We start from the raw sequence: 17,960 nt of genomic DNA on the forward strand, positions 1-17,960 counted from the left end.
CCGTTCGGTCGTCGTGACAGCGAGATCACGCGACAGCCCGTTGTGGACTGCGCCACGTTGCGCGTCCTCCGGTTTTGCCGTACCTCACCCACCGCCCCAAAGCGGGCGAGCTTTCCGGACATTGACGAACGAACTTCCGGACTGCCGGTGCGGTACAACGATCGGCCAGCCTACCGCGCGCGGTACGACAAACCGATCACGGGGCGAATCCGGCGGGAAGGGCGGCGGGGGTTCAGCGCGGGGTCTCGCGCGGGGGCAGTTCGCCGCCGAGGAGGAAGACGACGCTCCGCTCGTTCTCCGTCCAGGACCTGGTGTCCAGTCCGACGGCCTGGAGCAGGGCGCACTCGACGCGGTAGCCGTGTTCGGCGAGGTCGCGGCCGATGAGTTCGGCGGCGTCCCGGGTGGCCGCGTGGGCGACGATGCGCTGCGGGCGCCGGTCGGCCACGGCCGAGACGACGGCCGCTCCCCCGCCGCCGACGCGTACGACGTCCGGCTCGGGCAGGTTCTCCAGGATGTGCGGGGCCTCACCGCAGACGATCTGGAGCTGGACCCCGAAGTCGCGGGCGGCTGCGTCGGTGCGGGCGCAGGACTCGGGGTCGGCGTCGACGGCGAGCACGGCGGCACCGGCGCGGGCGGCCTCCACGGCGAAGGCGCCGGAGCCGCAGCCGATGTCCCACACCAGGTCACCGGTGCGCGGGCCGAGCCGGGCGAGCTGGGCGGCGCGCAGCAGTTCGTTCTCGCCCTCGCCGAGGACGCCGCCGTACGCCTCGTCGGGCTGGGTCCAGCCGCGCGGGCCGGTGCCGGGGTCGCGGCCGGCGATCCAGCCGTCGCCCACGAGCGCGGGCTGGGGGCCGCCGATGACGATGACGACGTTGGGGTCGCGCCAGGTGTGGTCGGCGGCCTTGTCCGAGGTGAGGACGCTGACCCGCTCGTTCTCGGTGCCCATCTCCTCGCAGACGACGAAGGTGCGGTGCACCCCGTCCAGGAGCAGACCGAGTTCGGCGGGGCCGGCGCCGGGTGCGGTGAGGACGGCCACCTTGCTATGGGCGCGGCACACATTGACCGCGCGGCGCAGGGTGCGGGGGTGTGCGACGACCACATGGGCGTCGTCCCAGGGCATGCCCGCGCGGGCGAAGGCGGCGGCCACGGAGGAGACGCCGGGCACGACCTCGACCTCCAGGCCGAACTCCGGGGCGCGCAGGGTGCGGACTACGCCGAAGAAGCCGGGGTCGCCGTCGGCGAGCACCACGGCGGTGCCGCGGTGGCCGGCGATCCGGCGGGCGGCCAGGCCGACGCTGCCCAGGCGGACGCGTTCGGCGGCGGCCGGGATCTCCTGGAGCGCCAGGTGGTGCGGGGCGCCCGCGACGAGCGTGGCGGCGCCGAGGGCGCCGCGTGCCGCTTCGGTCAGCGGCGAGCCGTCCCAGCCGATCACCGTGACCCGGTCGGCCATCGTCGTCAGTCTCCAGGTGTCGGTGTGTCGTCAGGGGCCGCCCTACTGCGGGCTTGGTGAGGTTACCTGGTGGCCCGGCACGGCGGGGCGGCGGGGCGGGTCAGTTCCACTGGGCGTAGGAGCCGAAGCCCCGGCTGTCGGCGAGCTGTTCGTCGCTGCCCTCGAGGTCCTCGGGCAGCAGGCTCCACACGATGAAGTCGGTGCGCATGTCGGTCCAGGTGCCGTCCTCGGTGCGCACGTGGACTATGCAGGCGTTGCGGAGCACGCCCTCGCTGATGCAGCCGATCTTCTGGGCGACCTGCTGGGAGGCGGTGTTGTCGGCGGCGGTGCGCAGTTCGATGCGCTCGAAGCGCTGGTCGCCGAAGAGCCACTTGGCGGTGGCGAGCGCGGCCTCGGAGGCGTAGCCCTCGCCGCGCGCCCAGGGGGCGATGATGTACGACAGCTCGGTGGACCGGATGCGCCAGTTGGTCTTCCCGAGCTGGACGATGCCGACCAGGCGCTGGGTGAGGAACTCGGTGACGGCGAGGTCGATGCCGCGTCCGGCGGCGCGTTCGGCGGGCGCGTACTGGGTGATCCAGCGGCGGGCGCCGTCCTCGGTGAAGGGCTGGGGCACGTCGGTCCAGGCGGCCACCTGCTCGTCGTTCATCATCTCGGCCAGGGCGGGCAGGTCGTCCTCGTCGAGGGGTCGCAGCACCAACCGCTCCGTCGAGATGGAGATGTTGGGGAAGGTGCTAGTCATGCGCCGCTCCGTAACCTTCGATGATTCGTGAGGGTCCGTCAGGGCCCGCTGAACTGCCCAGCATGCAGCATGACAGCATCCCCGCGCACGTACGGGCCCGCCCCCTGCCACCCGGTACGGGAGGCGGGGGCGGGCCCGTGCGCGGGGATCAGTTGCCGCTGACGGGCAGGACCGACCCCTTGTACTTGTCCTCGATGAACTTCTTCACCTCGGGCGAGGTGAGCAGCTTCGCCAGCTTCTTGACCCGGGGGTCGTCCTCGCTGCCCTTCTTGACCGCGAGGAGGTTGGCGTAGGGGTTGTTCTTCGCGGACTCCAGGTACACGGCGTCCTTGGTGGGGCTGAGGCCCGCGTCCTGGGCGAAGTTGTTGTTGATGACGGCGGCGTCCATGTCGTCCAGGGAGCGCGGAAGCTGGGCGGCCTCCATCTCCTGGAACTTCAGGTGCCGGGGGTTGCCGGTGACGTCGGCCGGGGAGGCGTCGGCGCCCGCGCCCGGCTTCAGCTCGATGACGCCGGCGGAGGCGAGCAGCTTCAGCGCGCGGGCCTCGTTGGTGAGGTCGTTGGGCACGCCGACGGTGGCGCCGTCGCGGAGCCCGCGGATGTCCTTGACCTTGTGGGAGTAGACCCCCATGGGCGGCAGGTACGCCTTCACCACCGAGACCAGGTCCGTGCCCTTGGACTTGTTGAAGTCGTCGAGGAACGGCTGGTTCTGGTAGAGGTTCGCGTCGAGCGTGCCCTCCTGGAGCGCGGTGTTCGGCAGGACGTAGTCCGTGAACTCCTTGATCTCCAGCTTGAGTCCGGCCTTGGCGGCGAGCTTGTCGTCGATGTGGTGGAGCACTTCACCGGCGGGGACGGGGGTGACGCCGACGACGAGCGGGCCGTCGGTGTCACCTCCCTTGCCGGTGGCCGGGCCCGAGCCGCAGGCGGTCAGGCCGAGCGAGAGGGCCGCGGCGGTGGCCGCCGCGAGCCAGGTGGTCTTGCGCATGTGTCGATCCCCTTGAGAGCGGTCGGGGTCTGGCAGCCGGGTGCGGTCAGAACGAAGGATCAGAAGGAGGGGATGACGGAACCCTGGTACTTGTCCTCGATGAACTTCTTCACCTCGGGGGAGGTGAGCAGCTTCGCCAGCTTCTTGACCCGCGGGTCGTTCTCGTTGCCCTTCTTGACCGCGAGGAAGTTGCCGTAGGGGCTGTTCTTCGCGGACTCCAGGACGATGGCGTCCTTGGCGGGCTTGAGGCCGGAGGATATGGCGTAGTTGCCGTTGACGACCGCCGCGTCCACGTCGTCCAGGGAGCGCGGGGTCTGGGCCGCCTCGACCTCCTTGAACTTCAGGTTCTTGGGGTTCTTGGTGATGTCGGCGGGGGTGGCCTCGGAGCCGACGCCGTCCTTGAGGGTGATCAGCTTGTCGGCGGCCAGCAGCTTGAGCGCGCGGGCCTCGTTGACGGCGTCGTTGGGGACGGCGACGGTCGCACCGCTCTTCAGGTCGTCGGCCTTCTTGACCTTGTGGGAGTAGAGGCCGAGCGGTTCCAGGTGAACCGTGACGACGGGCACGATGTGGGTGCCGCGCTTGTTGTTGAAGTCGTCGAGGTACGGCTGGTTCTGGAAGTAGTTGGCTCCGACCGAGCCGTCCTCGGTGGCCGTGTTCGGCGTGATGTAGTCGGTGAACTCCTTGACCTGGAGGTCGAGTCCGGCCTTCTTCGCCAGGTTCTTGCTGACGAAGTTCAGGATCTCGGCGTGCGGGGTCGGGCTCGCGGCGACGATCAGCGGTCCGCTGGTGTCGGTGGAGCCGGAGTCCTTTCCGGAGCCGCAGGCGGAGAGCCCGAGGGTGAGGGCTCCGGCGGCGAGGACGGCGGTGGTGAGCTTGACGGTGTTACGCACGAAAAGTGCCTTTCCATGAAGAGGTGGTGCGACCCCGGACGTGGGTGGCCGGGAAGTCCTGAAGGGGGTACGGCGCTCAGGCGACCTTGGTGATGTCGGCGGCGGCCGGCTCCTTGGCCTTGAGCAGGCGCAGCTTCGGCACCGGCCCGGAGCCGCCGCGGCCGTGCAGGGAGCGGGCGGCGAAGTCGCCGGCGAACTGGATGAGGGAGATGACGACGGCGAGGATGCCGACGGTGATCCACATCAGTCCGGTCTCGAAGCGCTGGTAGCCGTAGCGGACGGCGAGGTCGCCGAGTCCGCCGCCGCCGACCGTGCCGGCCATGGCCGAGTAGCCGATGAGCGCGATGATCGTGGTGGTGGTGCTGGCGATCAGCGAGGGCAGCGCCTCGGGGATGAGCACCTTGCGGACGATGGTCCAACTGTTGCCGCCCATGGCCTGGACGGCCTCGACGAGCCCGCCGTCCACCTCGCGGACGGCCGTCTCGACCAGCCGGGCGAAGAACGGGATGCCGCCGATGGCCAGCGGCACGATCGCGGCGGTGGTGCCGATGGTGGTGCCGGTCACCCAGCGGGTGAAGCTCATCAGCGCGACCATCAGGATGATGAACGGCATCGAGCGGCCGACGTTCACGACCTGGCCGATCACCTTGTTGGCGACGACGTTCTGGAGCAGTCCGCCGCGTTCGGTGAGGACGAGGAGGATGCCCAGCGGCAGGCCGAGGGCGATGGCGATCAGGGTGGACCAGAGCACCATCGAGAACGTCTCGGAACACGCCTGGGACAGCAGCGGCTGTATCTCGGACCAGGTCACTTCGCACCCTCCTTCACCAGCACGGACTCGCCCTCGGTGCCCACCACGTCGACCTGGAGGCCCTGCTCGCGCAGGAAACCGACCGGCACCACGTTGTCCTCGTAGCGGCCGGGCAGTTCGATGCGCATCCGGCCGATCTGGAGGCCGCCGACGGTGTCGATGGCCGCGCCCAGGATCGAGATCTCGATGTTGTAGGTGCGGGCCAACTGGGAGACGACCGGCTGGGTGGCCGCCTCGCCGTGGAAGGTGATGTCGAGGACGGTGCGGTCGTCGGCACTGGCCTCGCCGCCGACCGGGAACAGGGCGGAGGCCAACTGCGAGCCGGGGGTGGCCAGCAGTTCGCTGACGGTGCCGGATTCCACGATGCGTCCCTTCTCCATGAGCGCGGCGGAGTCGCAGATCGACTTCACCACGTCCATCTCGTGGGTGATCAGCAGGACGGTCAGGCCCAGTTGCCGGTTCAGGTCGCGCAGCAACTGGAGGATGGAGCGAGTGGTCTCGGGGTCTAGGGCGCTGGTCGCCTCGTCGGAGAGCAGCACCTTCGGGTCGCCGGCCAGGGCGCGGGCGATGCCGACGCGCTGCTTCTGGCCGCCGGAGAGCTGGGCCGGGTAGGACTTCGCCTTGTCGGCGAGGCCGACGAGGTCGAGGAGTTCCAGCGCCTTGCGGGAGCGCTCCTTGCCGGACTTGCCGAGGATCTCCAGCGGCAGCTCGATGTTGTCCTGCACGGTGCGCGAGGACAGCAGGTTGAAGTGCTGGAAGACCATGCCGATGTGGCTGCGGGCCCGGCGCAGCTCCCTGCCCGCGCGCGGTCCGCGGCCGGCGAGGGCGGTGAGGTCCTGTCCGGCGACGGTCACGGTGCCGGCGGTGGGGCGCTCCAGCAGGTTGACGCAGCGGATCAGGGAGGACTTGCCGGCGCCGGACTGGCCGATGACGCCGTAGACCTCTCCTTCGCGGACGTGGAGGTCGACGCCGTCGAGGGCGGTGACCTCCCGGCCGCGCGAGCGGTAGACCTTGGTCAGGCCCGAGGTGGTGATCACAGGGAGTTTCCGTCACTGTCGAGTGCCGGGCGCGGGTGTGCCGGGCACAGGTGCATGGGGTTGCATTTCAGGGACGCGGCACGGTTCTCGCGGTGGCGAGTGAACCGGGGAGAACAGCGTGTGCGCGAACGGCACGGTGTCCGGTACGCCGGTGTACTCCGGAGCCGGGCCGGGCCATGGCTCTCGCTTCGGGGCGCGAGGCTCTTCGGTGGTGCGGGGGCCCTCTAGAAGGCGCGCATTCGGCACGTCATGCGACACATACAACGAGCACCGGGCGTCTGGGTCGCCTCGGTCGCAAGGGTGCGGCTGCTCGTCGTGGTCATGCGGTCAGTAAACCAGACCGGCCGCGCGGACCGGAGAGCCCTGTCCACATGCTGGACAGCCGTGGATGGCGCCGCCGAGACACAGCGGCCCAGGTGAGCGGGGGGTCGCCCGCGCGGGCAGGGGGCAGGAGGCCGGTCGGGGGCGAGCGGTGGGCGGCCCCGCCCTACGGACGGTTGTGGCCAACGCCACGGTCCCCGTCAGCACGCCGGGGGCGGCGGCGGGCGTCCGATTCGGCCGTAATAAGGTCTCCGCATGCTCAATGCCCTGACGCTGGTGACCGGGATCGCCGCGCTGCTGCTGGCGGCCTGGTGCGGCTGGGCCGCACACCGGGACCAGCCGACCAAGGACTGGCACTTCATCGGCATGGCCGTGGTGTCCCTGCTGGCCTTGGTCCAGTTGGTCACCGGGATCGTGCTGCTGGCGCGGGGCGAGAAGCCGGACCAGGGCACGACGATCTTCGTGGCGTATCTGCTGGGCGCCCTGGCGTGCGTCCCGGCGGCGGGTTTCATGTCGCTGGCCGAGCGCACGCGCTGGGGTTCGGTGACGGTCGCGGCGGGCGGCGTGGTGCTGGCCGTCCTCGAAGTACGGCTCTTCGACATCTGGGGAGGCTGACATGACGGCGCTGGAGGAGAAGCCGGCCCGGCTGATCAGCGGGCCGGGCATGCTGCTGGTCTGGTTCTACGGCGTGATGGTGGTCGGCGCCGTGTCGCGCTCGGTCTACCAGATTGCCACGGAGTTCGACCGGGCACCGCTCGCGTACTCGCTGTCGGCGCTGGCGGGCGTGGTGTACGGGTTCATCACCTACACCCTGGTCCGGGGCGGCGAGAAGGCCCGCCGGGCCGCGGTGGTGTGCTGCGCCGCGGAGCTGGCCGGGGTGCTGATCGTGGGCACCTGGACGCTTCTCGAGCCGTCCGCGTTCCCGGACGCGACCGTGTGGTCGGACTACGGCATGGGGTACGTCTTCATCCCCGTACTACTGCCCCTGACCGCGCTGTACTGGCTGCGCGCGGCGAAGCGGCGGCAGGCGGCCTGAGACCGCCTGCCCCGGCGCCTCAGGCGGTGGCCGCGTAGGCGGCGGCCGGCTTCTCCAGCACGATCATCTCGACGCCGTCGGCACCCAGCGACCGGCCCACGGCCCGGTAGCCCAGCTTGCGGCCGAGCCGCAGCCCGCTCTCGCTGCGGTGCCCGGTGCGCATCCGGTACGTGGTGGCGCCGCGCTGCTCGGCGAGCGCCTTCTCGGCCGCGCCCAGCAGCCGGGCGCCGATGCCGTGGCCCTGGAGGCGGGGGTGGACGCAGAGCATGCCGATGGCGGCCGCGCCGTCCCCGGTGAGCCGGCCGCGCACCGAGCCGACCACCTCGTCCCCGAGCCGGGCGACGAAGACGCAGTCGGCGGCGACCTCCTCGCGCACCTGGTCCAGACTCTGCACCAGCGGATCGATGCGGTAGTTCCCGTAGCGCGCGGCCTCGCTCTGGAAGCAGAGGTACTGGAGCCGGAAGATCTGCTCCGCGTCCGGCTCGGCCGCCGCCGAGATGGTCACGCTCATGCCCATGTGCGCATGCCTCCCGCTCACCTGATCACTGTTGTCCCCCACCTCTATCCCCGTGCTTCGGCGCTGGCAACCTCCGCCGTCAGCATTCGTCGCAGACATCCCAGACATCTGGAGCGTTCCGGCCCGAGGCTGCCCTGTGAGATGCCCAACTCCCCCGCGATCTCGCGGTAGGTGAGGTCGCGCGGGGAGAGCAGCGCCGCCATGATCCGCGGACAGCGTCCGGGCAGCCGACGGACCGCGTCCCGCACCACCCGGTGCCGGGCCGCGCTGAGGGCGAGCTGCTCGGGGCCGGGCCGGGAGTCGTCGGCGGGATCGCCGTCGTAGGGCCGCTCCACGCCGTGGGTACGGCGGCTGAGCCGGCCCTCGTCGCGTACGGCGTCGCGCAGCCAGCCGGAGGGGTCCGGCGGCGGCCCCTGGCTCTCCAGGCGCTCCAGCAGCCGGAGCCAGACGGCCTGCTCCAGATCGCCGGGTTCACTTCCCGAGGCATATGCCTCGGCGGACGCCTCTGCGGTGAGGAGCGGACGCAGATCGGTCAGCAGGTCGTGGGTCATATGCGTCGGGACGCGCCGTCCCGGGCGGCGGGTTTCCGGGACGGCGCGCTGTCACCCGGACCAGCGGGTGCGGGGTGCCGGTGTTGACGCCCCGCGCGGTCTCAGTGGCCCAGGAAGTCGGCGCGGGCCAGCACGCCGGTGTCGGCGTTGTCCGTGAAGACGCCGTCGATGCCGGTGGCGAAGTAGGTGCGGTACGCGCCGAACACGTCGCCGTAGCCGTCCGGGGCGCCGCCCTTGCGGAACTGGGCCGGGAGGAAGGGGTTCTCGTTGCGCATGGTGTACGGGTGCAGGAGCAGGCCGACCTTGTGCGCGTCGGCGACCAGCCGGGTCGGCTCGCCCAGGGTGCCGTCGGCCTTCCTGGGGATGACCAGGTCCAGGGTGGGGCCGATGCCCTGGGCGTAGCCCGCGATCTCCCGCAGCCCCTTGGGCGTGACCAGGTCGGCCACCGTACGGGGGTCGCCGGTAGCGACGAAGTCGTACGGGCGGGTGCCCGCGGCGTCGAGCAGGACGACCAGCGGATTGTCGACGAGCCGGTTGAGCCGCTGGATGCTGGTCGGCTCGAAGGACTGGAGGATCACCGGCGAGTTCCGGGTGTCCTTGTTGTATTTGCGCAGCAGCTTGGCCACCCGCTGCTCCGGGTCCAGGCCGAGGCGGCGGAAGTAGGTGGGGTGCTTCAGCTCGGGGTAGATCCAGACCTGGCGGCCGCGCTCACGGGTGCGGGCGTCCTGCCACTTCAGGACCTCCTCGAACGTCGGGATCTCCCAGCGGCCGTTGTAGAGGGTGTTGTGCGGGCGGTTGGCGGGGATGCGCTCGACGGCCCGCAGCGTCTTCAGCTCGGCGAGCGTGAAGTCCTCGGTGAACCAGCCGGTGACGGAGACGCCGTCCAGGACCTTGGTCGTCTTCCGGCCGGCGAACTCGGGGTGCGAGGCGACGTCGGTGGTGCCGCCGATCTCGGGCTCGTGGCGGCAGACGAGATGCCCGTCCTTGGTGGGGACCAGGTCACCGGCCTCCACGATGTCCGCGCCGAGTTCGAGCGCGAGGTCGTACGAGCCGAAGGTGTGCTCGGGGCGGTAACCGCTGGCGCCCCGGTGGCCGATGATCGTCGGCACCGGCAGGCCCTTCAGGCCGCGTCCGCCCGACCCGGCCGTCCGGGTGCCGGCCGCCTGGGCGGCGGAGGGCAGTCCGAGGACCGCCCCGCCTGCGCCGAGCACCGCCGCACCGAGGACCGCGCGCCGTCCGGTCGCGCGCGAGGGCTGGTTGGTCCGGTCGCTTTCCATACGCGTCTCCCGCTGTCGTTCATTGCGTCTTGTGGGGTCTGACCTGGCTGTGTCTCTGGTGGTGCGCGCCGATCGTAGGGGCGTGGACATGACGGAGGGGAGACCTCGGCGGGAACACGCGGGTGCGGGCTGATGGCCCGTAGGCGGTGAGCCCATGTCAACAACACGTAAGACCTCGGTGAATCGCGCTGCCCGATGTGCGCTTTCCCCGTAGCCGCGAGTAATGTCCTCACCTGCACAGACTCATATCGTCCGCTCGGCCTGGAGGACCCGTTGTCCCGCTTCGCGCTCATCAAGGCAGTGCTCGCGCCGGCCATGCGCCTGATGTTCCGCCCCCAGGTGGAGGGCCTTGAGCGCATCCCCGGTGAGGGCCCGGTGATCCTGGCGGGCAACCACCTCACGTTCATCGACTCGATCGTGCTGCCCGTGGTGTCCAAGCGGCAGGTGCAGTTCATCGGCAAGGACGAGTACGTCACCGGCAAGGGGATCAAGGGGCGGGCGATGGCCTGGTTCTTCACCGGCGTCGGCATGATTCCGGTGGACCGGGACGGCGCGAACGGCGGCGTCGCCGCGCTGATGACCGGGCGGCGGGTGCTGGAGGAGGGGCGGGTCTTCGGGATCTACCCCGAGGGGACCCGCTCCCCCGACGGGCGGCTCTACCGGGGGCGTACGGGGATTGCCCGGCTGACCCTGATGACGGGGGCGCCCGTGGTGCCGTTCGCCATGATCGGCACGGACAAGCTTCAGCCGGGGGGTAAGGGGTTTCCTCGGCCGGGAAAGGTCACTGTTCGCTTCGGCGAGCCGATGGAGTTCTCCCGGTATGAGGGGATGGACCGGGACCGGTATGTGCTGCGCGCTGTGACGGATTCTGTGATGGCTGAGGTTATGCGGTTGTCTGGGCAGGAGTATGTGGATATGTACGCCACCAAGGCCAAGGCCGCGTAAGCCTTCGGCGATTCGGCCGTTTTCAGGGTGCGGGTGCGTCGTGGCTGGTCGCGCACTTCCCCGCGCCCCTAAAGAATCTTGTCCAGCCGTTGGTTCTTGAGCAGGAGCCATGCTGCTGTTGAGGCTGCCAGCAGGACCGCTGCTCCGGCTCCCGACGCCAGGTGCAAGCCGTGTACGAAGGACTCTCTGGCCGCCTCCAGCAGTGCCTGGGACGTGGGGGCGGGGAGGCTCGTCGACGCTTCCACTGCCGCGCCCAGTGACTCGTGGGCCGATTCCGGGGTGCCCGGTGGGGCTGTGAAGTCGCGGTAGGCGGCTGTGACGATGGAGCCGAGTACGGCGATGCCCAGGGCCGCGCCCAGTTCGTAGGCCGTTTCCGAGACGGCCGAGGCCGCGCCCGCGCGGTTCTTGTCGACGCTGGAGAGGATGACGTCGGAGGTGACGGTGAAGGAGAAGCCCGCGCCGATGCCGACGATCAGCAGGGCGGCGCCGAGCAGGGGGTAGCCGGTGGACGCGTCGAGCGTGGTGAGGACCGCGAGGGAGACGCCGATGGCGGCGAGGCCGCCGGAGACCACCGCGCGTACCGAGAAGCGGCGCGCCGCGCGGCCCGCGATCAGGCCGGCCACCACCGCGCCGATCGCCGCGGGCAGTTCCGCGAGGCCCGCCTCGAACGGGCGCCTGCCCTGGACCAGTTGCAGGAACTGGGACAGGAAGAACACCAGCCCCGACATCCCGAGCACCGTCAGCAGATCCGCGAGCACCGCCCCGCTGAAGCCCCGGTGCCTGAACAGCCGCATGTCCAGCAGCGGGGTCGGCAGGGTGAGCTGGCGGCGGACGAAGCCGTACAGCGCGGCGGCGCCCAGCAGGCCGGTGGCCAGGGTGAGCGGGCCGAAGCCGTGGGTGGCGGCCTCCTTGACCGCGTAGACCAGGGCGAGCATGCCGACCAGGGACAGCAGCACGCTGACCAGGTCCCACGGGCCGGGGTTCGGGTCGCGAGACTCGGGCAGGGTGCGGATGCCGACCAGGACCAGGACCGCCATCACCGGCAGGTTGATCAGGAACACCGAGCCCCACCAGAAGTGCTCCAGCAGGAAGCCGCCCACGATCGGGCCGACGGCCGTGCCGGCCGAGGCGGTGGCGCCCCAGATGCCGATGGCGAGGCTGCGCTCGCGCGGATCGTGGAAGAGGTTGCGGATCAGGGCGAGGGTCGCGGGCATCAGGGTCGCGCCGGCGACGCCGAGCAGGGCGCGGGCCAGGATCATCAGGCCGGGCGTGCTCGCGTAGGCGTTCAGCACCGAGATCGCGCCGAACGCGGCCGCGCCGCACAGCAGCACGCGCTTGCGGCCGACGCGGTCGCCGAGGCTGCCCATCGAGACGAGCAGTCCGGCGATGACGAACGAGTAGACGTCCCCGATCCACAGCAGTTGGGTGCCGGAGGGGTGCAGGTCCTCGCTGATGTAGGGGGTGGCGAGGCCGAGGACGGTGGCGTCGACGGCGACGAGCAGGACGGCGAGGACCAGCACCGAGAGCGCGAGCCAGCGGCGGGGGCGCGGCGCGGTCGCGACGGGTACGGGCTGCCGCAGGGTGCTGGTCATGATTCCGCCCTGCGCAGCGCGCCGCCGAGCAGCAGTTCGGCCACCATCGTGGGGAAGTCGCGGGAGGCCACGCGGCCGTCCACCGCGGCCCAGGCGCACGAGGTGATCAGCCCGTAGAAGGCTTCGGTGAGCCAGCCGGGGGTGAGGTCGATACGGAGTTCGCCGTCGCGCTGGCCGCGCTGGAAGAGGGCGCTGATCCGGGTGTCCAGGCCCAGCCAGCCGGTGTTCTGCCCCGCGCCCTCCCAGAGCTGGTTCTCGCCGTAGAGGAAGGCGAGCAGTCCGGCGGCGGGCTGGATCTCGCGGACCAGACGGCGTACGGCGTCGGCGGCGGGGCCCTCGTCAAGACGGGCGCGGTCGAGCGCCGCCTCGCACTCCGCGATGCCGAGCGCCTCCAGCGCGCGGACCAGCGCGTCACGGCCGGCGAAGTGGCGGTGGAGCGTGGCACGGCTGATCCCGGCGGCGCGCGCGACCTCGTCCATCGTCGCGGTGGACTTGCGGGTCAGCAGGGCGGCGGCGGAGCGCAGCACGAGGTCACGGTCGAGAGCCATGAGACAAGGGTACCTCGGGTGAGACACAGGTGTCTCATGGCGGCCATCCGAGTCTCAGTGCCAGGGCAGCTCGCCGCGTCGTGTCCAGTAGGCGTGCGGGTCCTCCGCGAGGGTGTCCAGGCGGGCGCGCTGGTCGTCGGTGAGGTCGACGGCGGCGGCGTGCAGGTTGGAGCCGAGCTGGGCGACGGTCGCGGCGCCGGACAGGGCGACACCGGCCCAGGGGCGGCAGAGGATCAGGGCGAGGGCGACGGCGTCCGTGCCGAGGCCGGTCTCCTCGGCGATGTCCCGCAGGGCGTCGGGGGCGTGCTCGGGGGCCAGCCTGCCGTTGGCCATGCCCTCCTTGACGATCACCGTGAGCCCGGCCTCGTGCGCCTCCGCCAGCGCGGGACCGGCCGAGGTCTCCAGGGCGTTGTACGTGGACTGCACGGTGCCGAAGAGGGGGGTGCCGTCGACGGTGATCTCCAGGGCGGCCCGGATGGTGTCGGCCTGGGCGGGGCCGCTGGTGGAGAAGCCGAGGGTGAGGCCGCCTGCGGCCGCTTCGGCGAGGCGGGCGTGCAGGTCCCGGTCGGTGAGGGCGGGGCTGTCGGGGGTGAGGGAGTGGATCTGGTAGAGGTCCAGTCGGTCCCCGAGCAGTTCGGCCGTCTCGGCGCGCTGCCGGTCGTACGTGGCGAGGGTGTGGTCCTTGACCTCGTGCTGGTCGGCCTCCGTGGACCAGTCGGCGGTGTAGGTGTAGCCCCACTTGCTGCCGACCACCACGTCGTCGGCCTCCGGGTTCGCGTGCAGCCAGGCCGCGAGGAACTCCTCGCTGCGGCCGTAGGAGCGGGCGGCGTCGAAGTAGCGGACGCCTTGGGCGTAGGCGGCGTCGAGGAGTTCGTGCGTGCGGATCTGTAGCGCTTCGGCGCTCCGGTCATCTCCTAGGTCGCGGGCCCGGTTCAGGTTGATGTAGCCGGGGCGGCCTACTGCGGCCAGGCCGAGGCCCAGGTGGCAGGTGGGGGTGGTTGCGGAGGAGAGGCGGTCGAAGGGCATCGCGGCGGGTCCGTTCGGTCGGGCTCGTGGGCGGCTGCGGGTGCTTCGTGGCTGGTCGCGCAGTTCCCCGCGCCCCTAAAAGACCTTGCTCTTGGCCTTTGCCCATTCGTGCTGGTTGGCCAAGTCCCTCTTTACCTCCGCCAGTTGCAGCGCCACCGCGCTCGGTGCGGTGCCGCCCCTGCCGTTGCGGGACGCGAGTGCGCCCTTGACGTTCAGGACCGTGCGGACCTCCGGGGTGAGGTGCGGGGAGATCTTGGCGAACTGGTCGTCCGTGAGGTCGTCCAGTTCCTTGCCGTCGGCCTCCGCGACCTTGACGCACTCCCCCGCGACCTCGTGGGCGACGCGGAAGGGGACGCCCTGGCGGACCAGCCACTCGGCGATGTCGGTGGCGAGGGAGAAGCCGGCCGGGGCCAGTTCCTCCATGCGCTCGCGGTTGACGGTGAGGGTGGCGATCATGCCGGTGAAGGCGGGGAGCAGCACCTCTAGCTGGTCGCAGGAGTCGAAGACGGGCTCCTTGTCCTCCTGGAGGTCCCGGTTGTAGGCGAGCGGCAGCGCCTTCAGCGTGGCCAGCAGGCCCGTGAGGTTGCCGATCAGCCGGCCGGACTTGCCGCGCGCCAGCTCCGCGATGTCCGGGTTCTTCTTCTGCGGCATGATCGAGGAGCCGGTGGAGAACGCGTCGTGCAGGGTGACGAAGGAGAACTCCTTCGTGTTCCAGATGATGATCTCCTCCGCGATCCGCGAGAGGTCGATGCCGATCATCGCGGTGATGAAGGCGAACTCCGCCGCGAAGTCCCGCGAGGCCGTGCCGTCGATGGAGTTGCCCGCGCTCCCCCGCTCGAAGCCGAGGTCGCGGGCGACCGCCTCGGGGTCCAGGCCGAGGGAGGAACCGGCGAGCGCGCCGGAGCCGTACGGCGAGACGGCGGTGCGCTCGTCCCACTGGCGCAGCCGCTCGGCGTCCCGGCCGAGGGACTGGACGTGGGCCAGCACATGGTGGGCGAAGAGCACCGGCTGGGCGTGCTGGAGGTGGGTGCGGCCGGGCATGGCCACGTCCGGGTGGGCCTCGGCGAGGCCGACCAGGGCGTCCTGGAGGTCGGCGATCAGGCCGCCGATGATCCGGGCGTGGTCGCGCAGGTACATCCGGAAGAGGGTGGCGACCTGGTCGTTGCGCGAGCGGCCCGCGCGGAGCTTGCCGCCGAGGTCGGGGCCGAGCCGCTCCAGCAGGCCGCGCTCCAGGGCGGTGTGCACGTCCTCGTCGGCGACGGTGCCGACGAACTCGCCGGAGGCCACGTCGGCTTCGAGCCGGTCGAGCCCGTCCAGCATCCGGGACAGCTCGTCCTGGTCCAGGAGGCCCGCGGTGTGCAGTACGCGGGCGTGGGCGCGGGACCCGGCGATGTCGTAGGGGGCGAGCCGCCAGTCGAAGTGGACGGACGCGGACAGCTTCGCCAGGGCCTCGGCGGGACCGTCGGCGAAACGGCCGCCCCAGAGCCGTACGTCACCGCTGTTGCTGCTCACTGCGTTGCTCCTCAAGCTCGTGGTGTGCCAACGCCTCCCCACCCTTCCGGGTGGAGAGGCGGTCGGCCTACTGCTCAACGACGTCGCTTACGCGAGGTCCCGCTTGGCGGCGATCTTCGACGACAGGCTGTAGATGTCGATGAAGCCCTTGGCCGCGGCCTGGTCGAAGGTGTCGCCGGTGTCGTAGGTGGCGAGGTTGAAGTCGTACAGCGACGACTGGGACCGGCGGCCGGTGACGACGGCGCGGCCGCCGTGCAGGGTCATCCGGACGTCGCCGGAGACGTGCTCGTTGGCCTCGGTGATGAAGCCGTCCAGCGCACGCTTGAGCGGGGAGAACCACTGGCCGTCGTAGACCAGTTCGCCCCAGCGCTGCTCCACCTGCCGCTTGTAGCGGGCGAGTTCGCGCTCGACGGTGACGTTCTCCAGCTCCTGGTGGGCGGTGATCAGGGCGATGGCGCCCGGAGCCTCGTACACCTCGCGGGACTTGATGCCGACGAGGCGGTCCTCGACCATGTCGATCCGGCCGATGCCCTGGGCGCCCGCGCGCTCGTTGAGCTGCTGGATGGCCTGGAGGACGGTGACCGGGCGGCCGTCGACGGCCACGGGCACGCCGCGCTCGAAGGTGACGACGACCTCGTCGGCCTCGCGGGCCTCGGCCGGGTTGGAGGTGTACTCGTAGATGTCCTCGATCGGCGCGTTCCAGATGTCCTCCAGGAAGCCCGTCTCGACGGCGCGTCCGAAGACGTTCTGGTCGATGGAGTACGGGGACTTCTTGGTGGTCGCGATCGGGAGGTTCTTCGCCTCGCAGAAGGCGATCGCCTTGTCACGGGTCATCGCGTAGTCGCGGACCGGGGCGATGCACTTCAGGTCGGGGGCGAGGGCGACGATGCCGGCCTCGAAACGGACCTGGTCGTTGCCCTTGCCGGTGCAGCCGTGGGCGACCGTGGTGGCGCCGTGCTTCTGCGCGGCGGCCACGAGGTGCTTGACGATGGTCGGCCGCGAGAGGGCGGAGACCAGCGGGTACCGGTCCATGTACAGGGCGTTCGCCTTGATCGCCGGGAGACAGTACTCCTCGGCGAACTCGTCCTTGGCGTCGGCCACCTCGGCCTCGACCGCACCGCACGCGAGGGCGCGCTTGCGGATGACGTCCAGGTCCTCGCCACCCTGGCCGACGTCCACCGCGACGGCGATGACCTCGGCGCCCGTCTCCTCGGCGATCCAGCCGATGGCGACGGAGGTGTCCAGTCCGCCTGAGTAGGCGAGTACGACGCGCTCGGTCACGGGTTCTCTCCTCACGTGCATTCGCTGATATGCATGAGTATGCAGAACTCCGCATGATTCGTCAATCGCGGAGGTGGGGTAGGCAGCGGGCATGGGAAAGACATATGAGCGCATCGACGGCAAGGTCCGGAGATTCATCGAGGAGCAGCCCCTCTTCTTCACGGCGACCGCGCCCCTCGCCGCCGACGGCACGGTGAACCTCTCCCCCAAGGGCCTCAAGGGCTCGTTCGTCGTGCTGGACGAGCTGACGGTGGCGTATCTCGACTTCGCGGGCTCCAACGCGGAGACCGTGGCCCACCTGCGGGAGAACGGCCGGATCACCCTGATGTGGTGCGCCTTCCAGGGGCCGCCGAACATCGTGCGCGTGCACGGCCGGGGCGAGCCGGTCTTCCGCGACGACCCGCGTTTCGACGACCTGCTGGCCGCCTTCCCCGGCATCGACCCGGCCCCGCACGGGCTGCGGGCGATCATCGTGGTCCACGCCGAGCTGGTGCGGGACTCCTGCGGGTACGCCGTGCCCCGCATGGCCTACGAGCAGGACCGCGATGCGCACCGGCGGCGGTTCAGCAGGGAGGACGACGCCTCGCTCAGCGACTACTTCACCAGTAAGGAGCACATCGCGACGAGCATCGACGGGCTGCCCGGCCTGCCGTTGCCGCTGCCGCCCTCTACGGTCTGAACCATGCGCCGCCGCCTGGTCACCGCCCTCGTGTCCGCCTCCTTCTGCGCGCTCGGTCTCGCGCCGGCCGACACCCCGCTGCCCGCGCGCCTGGCGGACACCGGCGGCGGCACCCAGCTCATCACCGCCCGGGCCCCCGACGCCGGCTCCACCACCGGCACGCTCACCTGGTGGGACCTGCGGCACGGGCGGTGGACGGCGGCCGGGACAGCGCCCGCGCGGTTCGGCTCGGGCGGGCTGGTGGAGGGCACCTCACGGCAGCAGGGCACCAACACCACCCCGACCGGGCTGTACGACCTGCCCTTCGGCTTCGGCATCGAGGCGCCCCCCGCCGGGACGCGCGTCGAGTACCGCCCGGTCGGCGAGAGTTCGTGGTGGTGCCAGGACAACGACTCCCGCGCCTACAACCGCTGGGTGGACCCCCTCCCCGCCGACTGCCGCGCCTCGGAGTCCGAGCACCTGGTGTCGTACACCACCCAGTACGCCCGCGCCCTCGTCATCGGCTTCAACTACCGCCATCCGGTGCGCGGGCGCGGCGCGGGCATCTTCCTGCACGTCAACGGCCATGCGGCGACGGCCGGTTGTGTCTCCGTACCCGCCGACGCCATGACCGAGATCCTCCGCTGGACCGACCCGTCCAGGCACCCGCACATCGCCATCGGGACCGAGGGCGGGTCCACCGCGCTCGTCCGTCACTGACCCCCGCCAGGTCGCCCGCCGGGACGCTGAACACTCCGCCCGCACCGCACGTATCTGTGGGCCAAGG

Annotated in this window: 19 protein-coding genes; 5 read left to right on the plus strand and 14 right to left on the minus strand. The window is 71.0% G+C overall.

Translation table 11 applies throughout. From position 1 onward, the window contains the following. Positions 1–232 precede the first annotated feature (232 nt). From cbiE to ACZ3HQ_RS25830, 6 genes are all read right to left on the minus strand, one after another. Complete coding sequence (gene cbiE / locus ACZ3HQ_RS25805) at positions 233–1,450, minus strand: precorrin-6y C5,15-methyltransferase (decarboxylating) subunit CbiE (protein WP_467514420.1); 1,218 nt, start codon at positions 1,448–1,450, stop codon at positions 233–235. Positions 1,451–1,550: 100 nt separating this feature from the next. After that, the gene (locus tag ACZ3HQ_RS25810; RefSeq protein WP_399572557.1) at positions 1,551–2,189 is read right to left on the minus strand and encodes a GNAT family N-acetyltransferase; all 639 of its coding nucleotides are present in this window, start codon (positions 2,187–2,189) and stop codon (positions 1,551–1,553) included. A 148-nt stretch (positions 2,190–2,337) separates the two neighbouring features. Beyond that, positions 2,338–3,171, minus strand: a complete 834-nt coding sequence (locus tag ACZ3HQ_RS25815) for a MetQ/NlpA family ABC transporter substrate-binding protein (RefSeq protein ID WP_467514422.1) — start codon at positions 3,169–3,171, stop codon at positions 2,338–2,340. Between the two features lie 59 nt (positions 3,172–3,230). Beyond that, positions 3,231–4,061, minus strand: a complete 831-nt coding sequence (locus tag ACZ3HQ_RS25820) for a MetQ/NlpA family ABC transporter substrate-binding protein (protein WP_467514424.1) — start codon at positions 4,059–4,061, stop codon at positions 3,231–3,233. 76 nt (positions 4,062–4,137) lie between these two features. Next, positions 4,138–4,872, minus strand: coding sequence for a methionine ABC transporter permease (locus ACZ3HQ_RS25825; RefSeq protein WP_467514426.1), 735 nt, complete (start codon positions 4,870–4,872; stop codon positions 4,138–4,140). Further along, on the minus strand, positions 4,869–5,909 hold the full coding sequence (locus ACZ3HQ_RS25830) for a methionine ABC transporter ATP-binding protein (protein ID WP_467514428.1): 1,041 nt from the start codon (positions 5,907–5,909) through the stop codon (positions 4,869–4,871). The genes ACZ3HQ_RS25825 and ACZ3HQ_RS25830 overlap by 4 nt, the downstream gene beginning before the upstream one ends. Positions 5,910–6,485: 576 nt before the next feature. Here ACZ3HQ_RS25830 and ACZ3HQ_RS25835 point away from each other — a divergent pair. After that, positions 6,486–6,845, plus strand: a complete 360-nt coding sequence (locus ACZ3HQ_RS25835) for a hypothetical protein (protein ID WP_467514429.1) — start codon at positions 6,486–6,488, stop codon at positions 6,843–6,845. 1 nt (position 6,846) lies between these two features. Continuing rightward, positions 6,847–7,266 carry a hypothetical protein gene (locus ACZ3HQ_RS25840; protein WP_467514431.1) on the plus strand — a complete coding sequence of 140 codons (420 nt, stop codon included), beginning with the start codon at positions 6,847–6,849 and terminating at the stop codon, positions 7,264–7,266. 19 nt (positions 7,267–7,285) lie between these two features. Here ACZ3HQ_RS25840 and ACZ3HQ_RS25845 read toward each other — a convergent pair whose 3' ends face one another. The 3 genes from ACZ3HQ_RS25845 to ACZ3HQ_RS25855 all read right to left on the minus strand — a co-directional run bounded on the left by ACZ3HQ_RS25845 (position 7,286) and on the right by ACZ3HQ_RS25855 (position 9,611). Beyond that, entirely contained in the window at positions 7,286–7,783 is a 498-nt protein-coding gene (locus tag ACZ3HQ_RS25845) for a GNAT family N-acetyltransferase (RefSeq protein WP_467514764.1), read from the minus strand. A gap of 44 nt (positions 7,784–7,827) precedes the next feature. Next, positions 7,828–8,334 (minus strand): sigma-70 family RNA polymerase sigma factor, encoded by a 507-nt coding sequence (locus ACZ3HQ_RS25850; RefSeq protein WP_467514432.1) that lies wholly within the window; start codon positions 8,332–8,334, stop codon positions 7,828–7,830. A 101-nt stretch (positions 8,335–8,435) separates the two neighbouring features. Then, complete coding sequence (locus ACZ3HQ_RS25855) at positions 8,436–9,611, minus strand: glycerophosphodiester phosphodiesterase (protein ID WP_467514434.1); 1,176 nt, start codon at positions 9,609–9,611, stop codon at positions 8,436–8,438. Positions 9,612–9,926: 315 nt separating this feature from the next. Here ACZ3HQ_RS25855 and ACZ3HQ_RS25860 point away from each other — a divergent pair, with 315 nt between their 5' ends. Then, entirely contained in the window at positions 9,927–10,556 is a 630-nt protein-coding gene (locus ACZ3HQ_RS25860) for a lysophospholipid acyltransferase family protein (protein ID WP_374201406.1), read from the plus strand. 68 nt (positions 10,557–10,624) lie between these two features. Here ACZ3HQ_RS25860 and ACZ3HQ_RS25865 read toward each other — a convergent pair whose 3' ends face one another. The 5 genes from ACZ3HQ_RS25865 to ACZ3HQ_RS25885 form a co-directional block, all read right to left on the minus strand. Continuing rightward, positions 10,625–12,148 carry an MFS transporter gene (locus ACZ3HQ_RS25865; protein WP_467514436.1) on the minus strand — a complete coding sequence of 508 codons (1,524 nt, stop codon included), beginning with the start codon at positions 12,146–12,148 and terminating at the stop codon, positions 10,625–10,627. Next, positions 12,145–12,696, minus strand: coding sequence for a TetR/AcrR family transcriptional regulator (locus tag ACZ3HQ_RS25870; protein WP_467514437.1), 552 nt, complete (start codon positions 12,694–12,696; stop codon positions 12,145–12,147). Before ACZ3HQ_RS25870 ends, ACZ3HQ_RS25865 begins: the two co-directional genes overlap by 4 nt. Before the next feature lie 54 nt (positions 12,697–12,750). Then, entirely contained in the window at positions 12,751–13,722 is a 972-nt protein-coding gene (locus ACZ3HQ_RS25875; RefSeq protein WP_467514439.1) for an aldo/keto reductase, read from the minus strand. A gap of 75 nt (positions 13,723–13,797) precedes the next feature. Next, positions 13,798–15,234, minus strand: coding sequence for an argininosuccinate lyase (gene argH / locus ACZ3HQ_RS25880; protein WP_467514440.1), 1,437 nt, complete (start codon positions 15,232–15,234; stop codon positions 13,798–13,800). 87 nt (positions 15,235–15,321) lie between these two features. After that, positions 15,322–16,515, minus strand: coding sequence for an argininosuccinate synthase (locus ACZ3HQ_RS25885; protein ID WP_364930090.1), 1,194 nt, complete (start codon positions 16,513–16,515; stop codon positions 15,322–15,324). Positions 16,516–16,606: 91 nt separating this feature from the next. On the opposite strand from ACZ3HQ_RS25885, the gene ACZ3HQ_RS25890 reads away from it, so the two are divergent. Both ACZ3HQ_RS25890 and ACZ3HQ_RS25895 read left to right on the plus strand, forming a co-directional pair. Next, complete coding sequence (locus ACZ3HQ_RS25890) at positions 16,607–17,194, plus strand: pyridoxamine 5'-phosphate oxidase family protein (protein ID WP_467514442.1); 588 nt, start codon at positions 16,607–16,609, stop codon at positions 17,192–17,194. A gap of 3 nt (positions 17,195–17,197) precedes the next feature. Next, positions 17,198–17,893, plus strand: a complete 696-nt coding sequence (locus ACZ3HQ_RS25895; protein ID WP_467514443.1) for a L,D-transpeptidase family protein — start codon at positions 17,198–17,200, stop codon at positions 17,891–17,893. Positions 17,894–17,960: the final 67 nt, after the last annotated feature.

The organism is Streptomyces sp. NPDC018263 (genome assembly GCF_055562575.1).

Coding starts and splice junctions, on each gene's coding strand:
- cbiE (WP_467514420.1), bottom strand. CDS start 1,450: ATGGCCGACCGGGTCACGGTGATCGGCTGGGACGGCTCGCCGCTGACC.
- ACZ3HQ_RS25810 (WP_399572557.1), bottom strand. CDS start 2,189: ATGACTAGCACCTTCCCCAACATCTCCATCTCGACGGAGCGGTTGGTG.
- ACZ3HQ_RS25815 (WP_467514422.1), bottom strand. CDS start 3,171: ATGCGCAAGACCACCTGGCTCGCGGCGGCCACCGCCGCGGCCCTCTCG.
- ACZ3HQ_RS25835 (WP_467514429.1), top strand. CDS start 6,486: ATGCTCAATGCCCTGACGCTGGTGACCGGGATCGCCGCGCTGCTGCTG.
- ACZ3HQ_RS25840 (WP_467514431.1), top strand. CDS start 6,847: ATGACGGCGCTGGAGGAGAAGCCGGCCCGGCTGATCAGCGGGCCGGGC.
- ACZ3HQ_RS25845 (WP_467514764.1), bottom strand. CDS start 7,783: ATGGGCATGAGCGTGACCATCTCGGCGGCGGCCGAGCCGGACGCGGAG.
- ACZ3HQ_RS25850 (WP_467514432.1), bottom strand. CDS start 8,334: ATGACCCACGACCTGCTGACCGATCTGCGTCCGCTCCTCACCGCAGAG.
- ACZ3HQ_RS25855 (WP_467514434.1), bottom strand. CDS start 9,611: ATGGAAAGCGACCGGACCAACCAGCCCTCGCGCGCGACCGGACGGCGC.
- ACZ3HQ_RS25860 (WP_374201406.1), top strand. CDS start 9,927: ATGCGCCTGATGTTCCGCCCCCAGGTGGAGGGCCTTGAGCGCATCCCC.
- ACZ3HQ_RS25865 (WP_467514436.1), bottom strand. CDS start 12,148: ATGACCAGCACCCTGCGGCAGCCCGTACCCGTCGCGACCGCGCCGCGC.
- ACZ3HQ_RS25870 (WP_467514437.1), bottom strand. CDS start 12,696: ATGGCTCTCGACCGTGACCTCGTGCTGCGCTCCGCCGCCGCCCTGCTG.
- ACZ3HQ_RS25875 (WP_467514439.1), bottom strand. CDS start 13,722: ATGCCCTTCGACCGCCTCTCCTCCGCAACCACCCCCACCTGCCACCTG.
- ACZ3HQ_RS25890 (WP_467514442.1), top strand. CDS start 16,607: ATGGGAAAGACATATGAGCGCATCGACGGCAAGGTCCGGAGATTCATC.
- ACZ3HQ_RS25895 (WP_467514443.1), top strand. CDS start 17,198: ATGCGCCGCCGCCTGGTCACCGCCCTCGTGTCCGCCTCCTTCTGCGCG.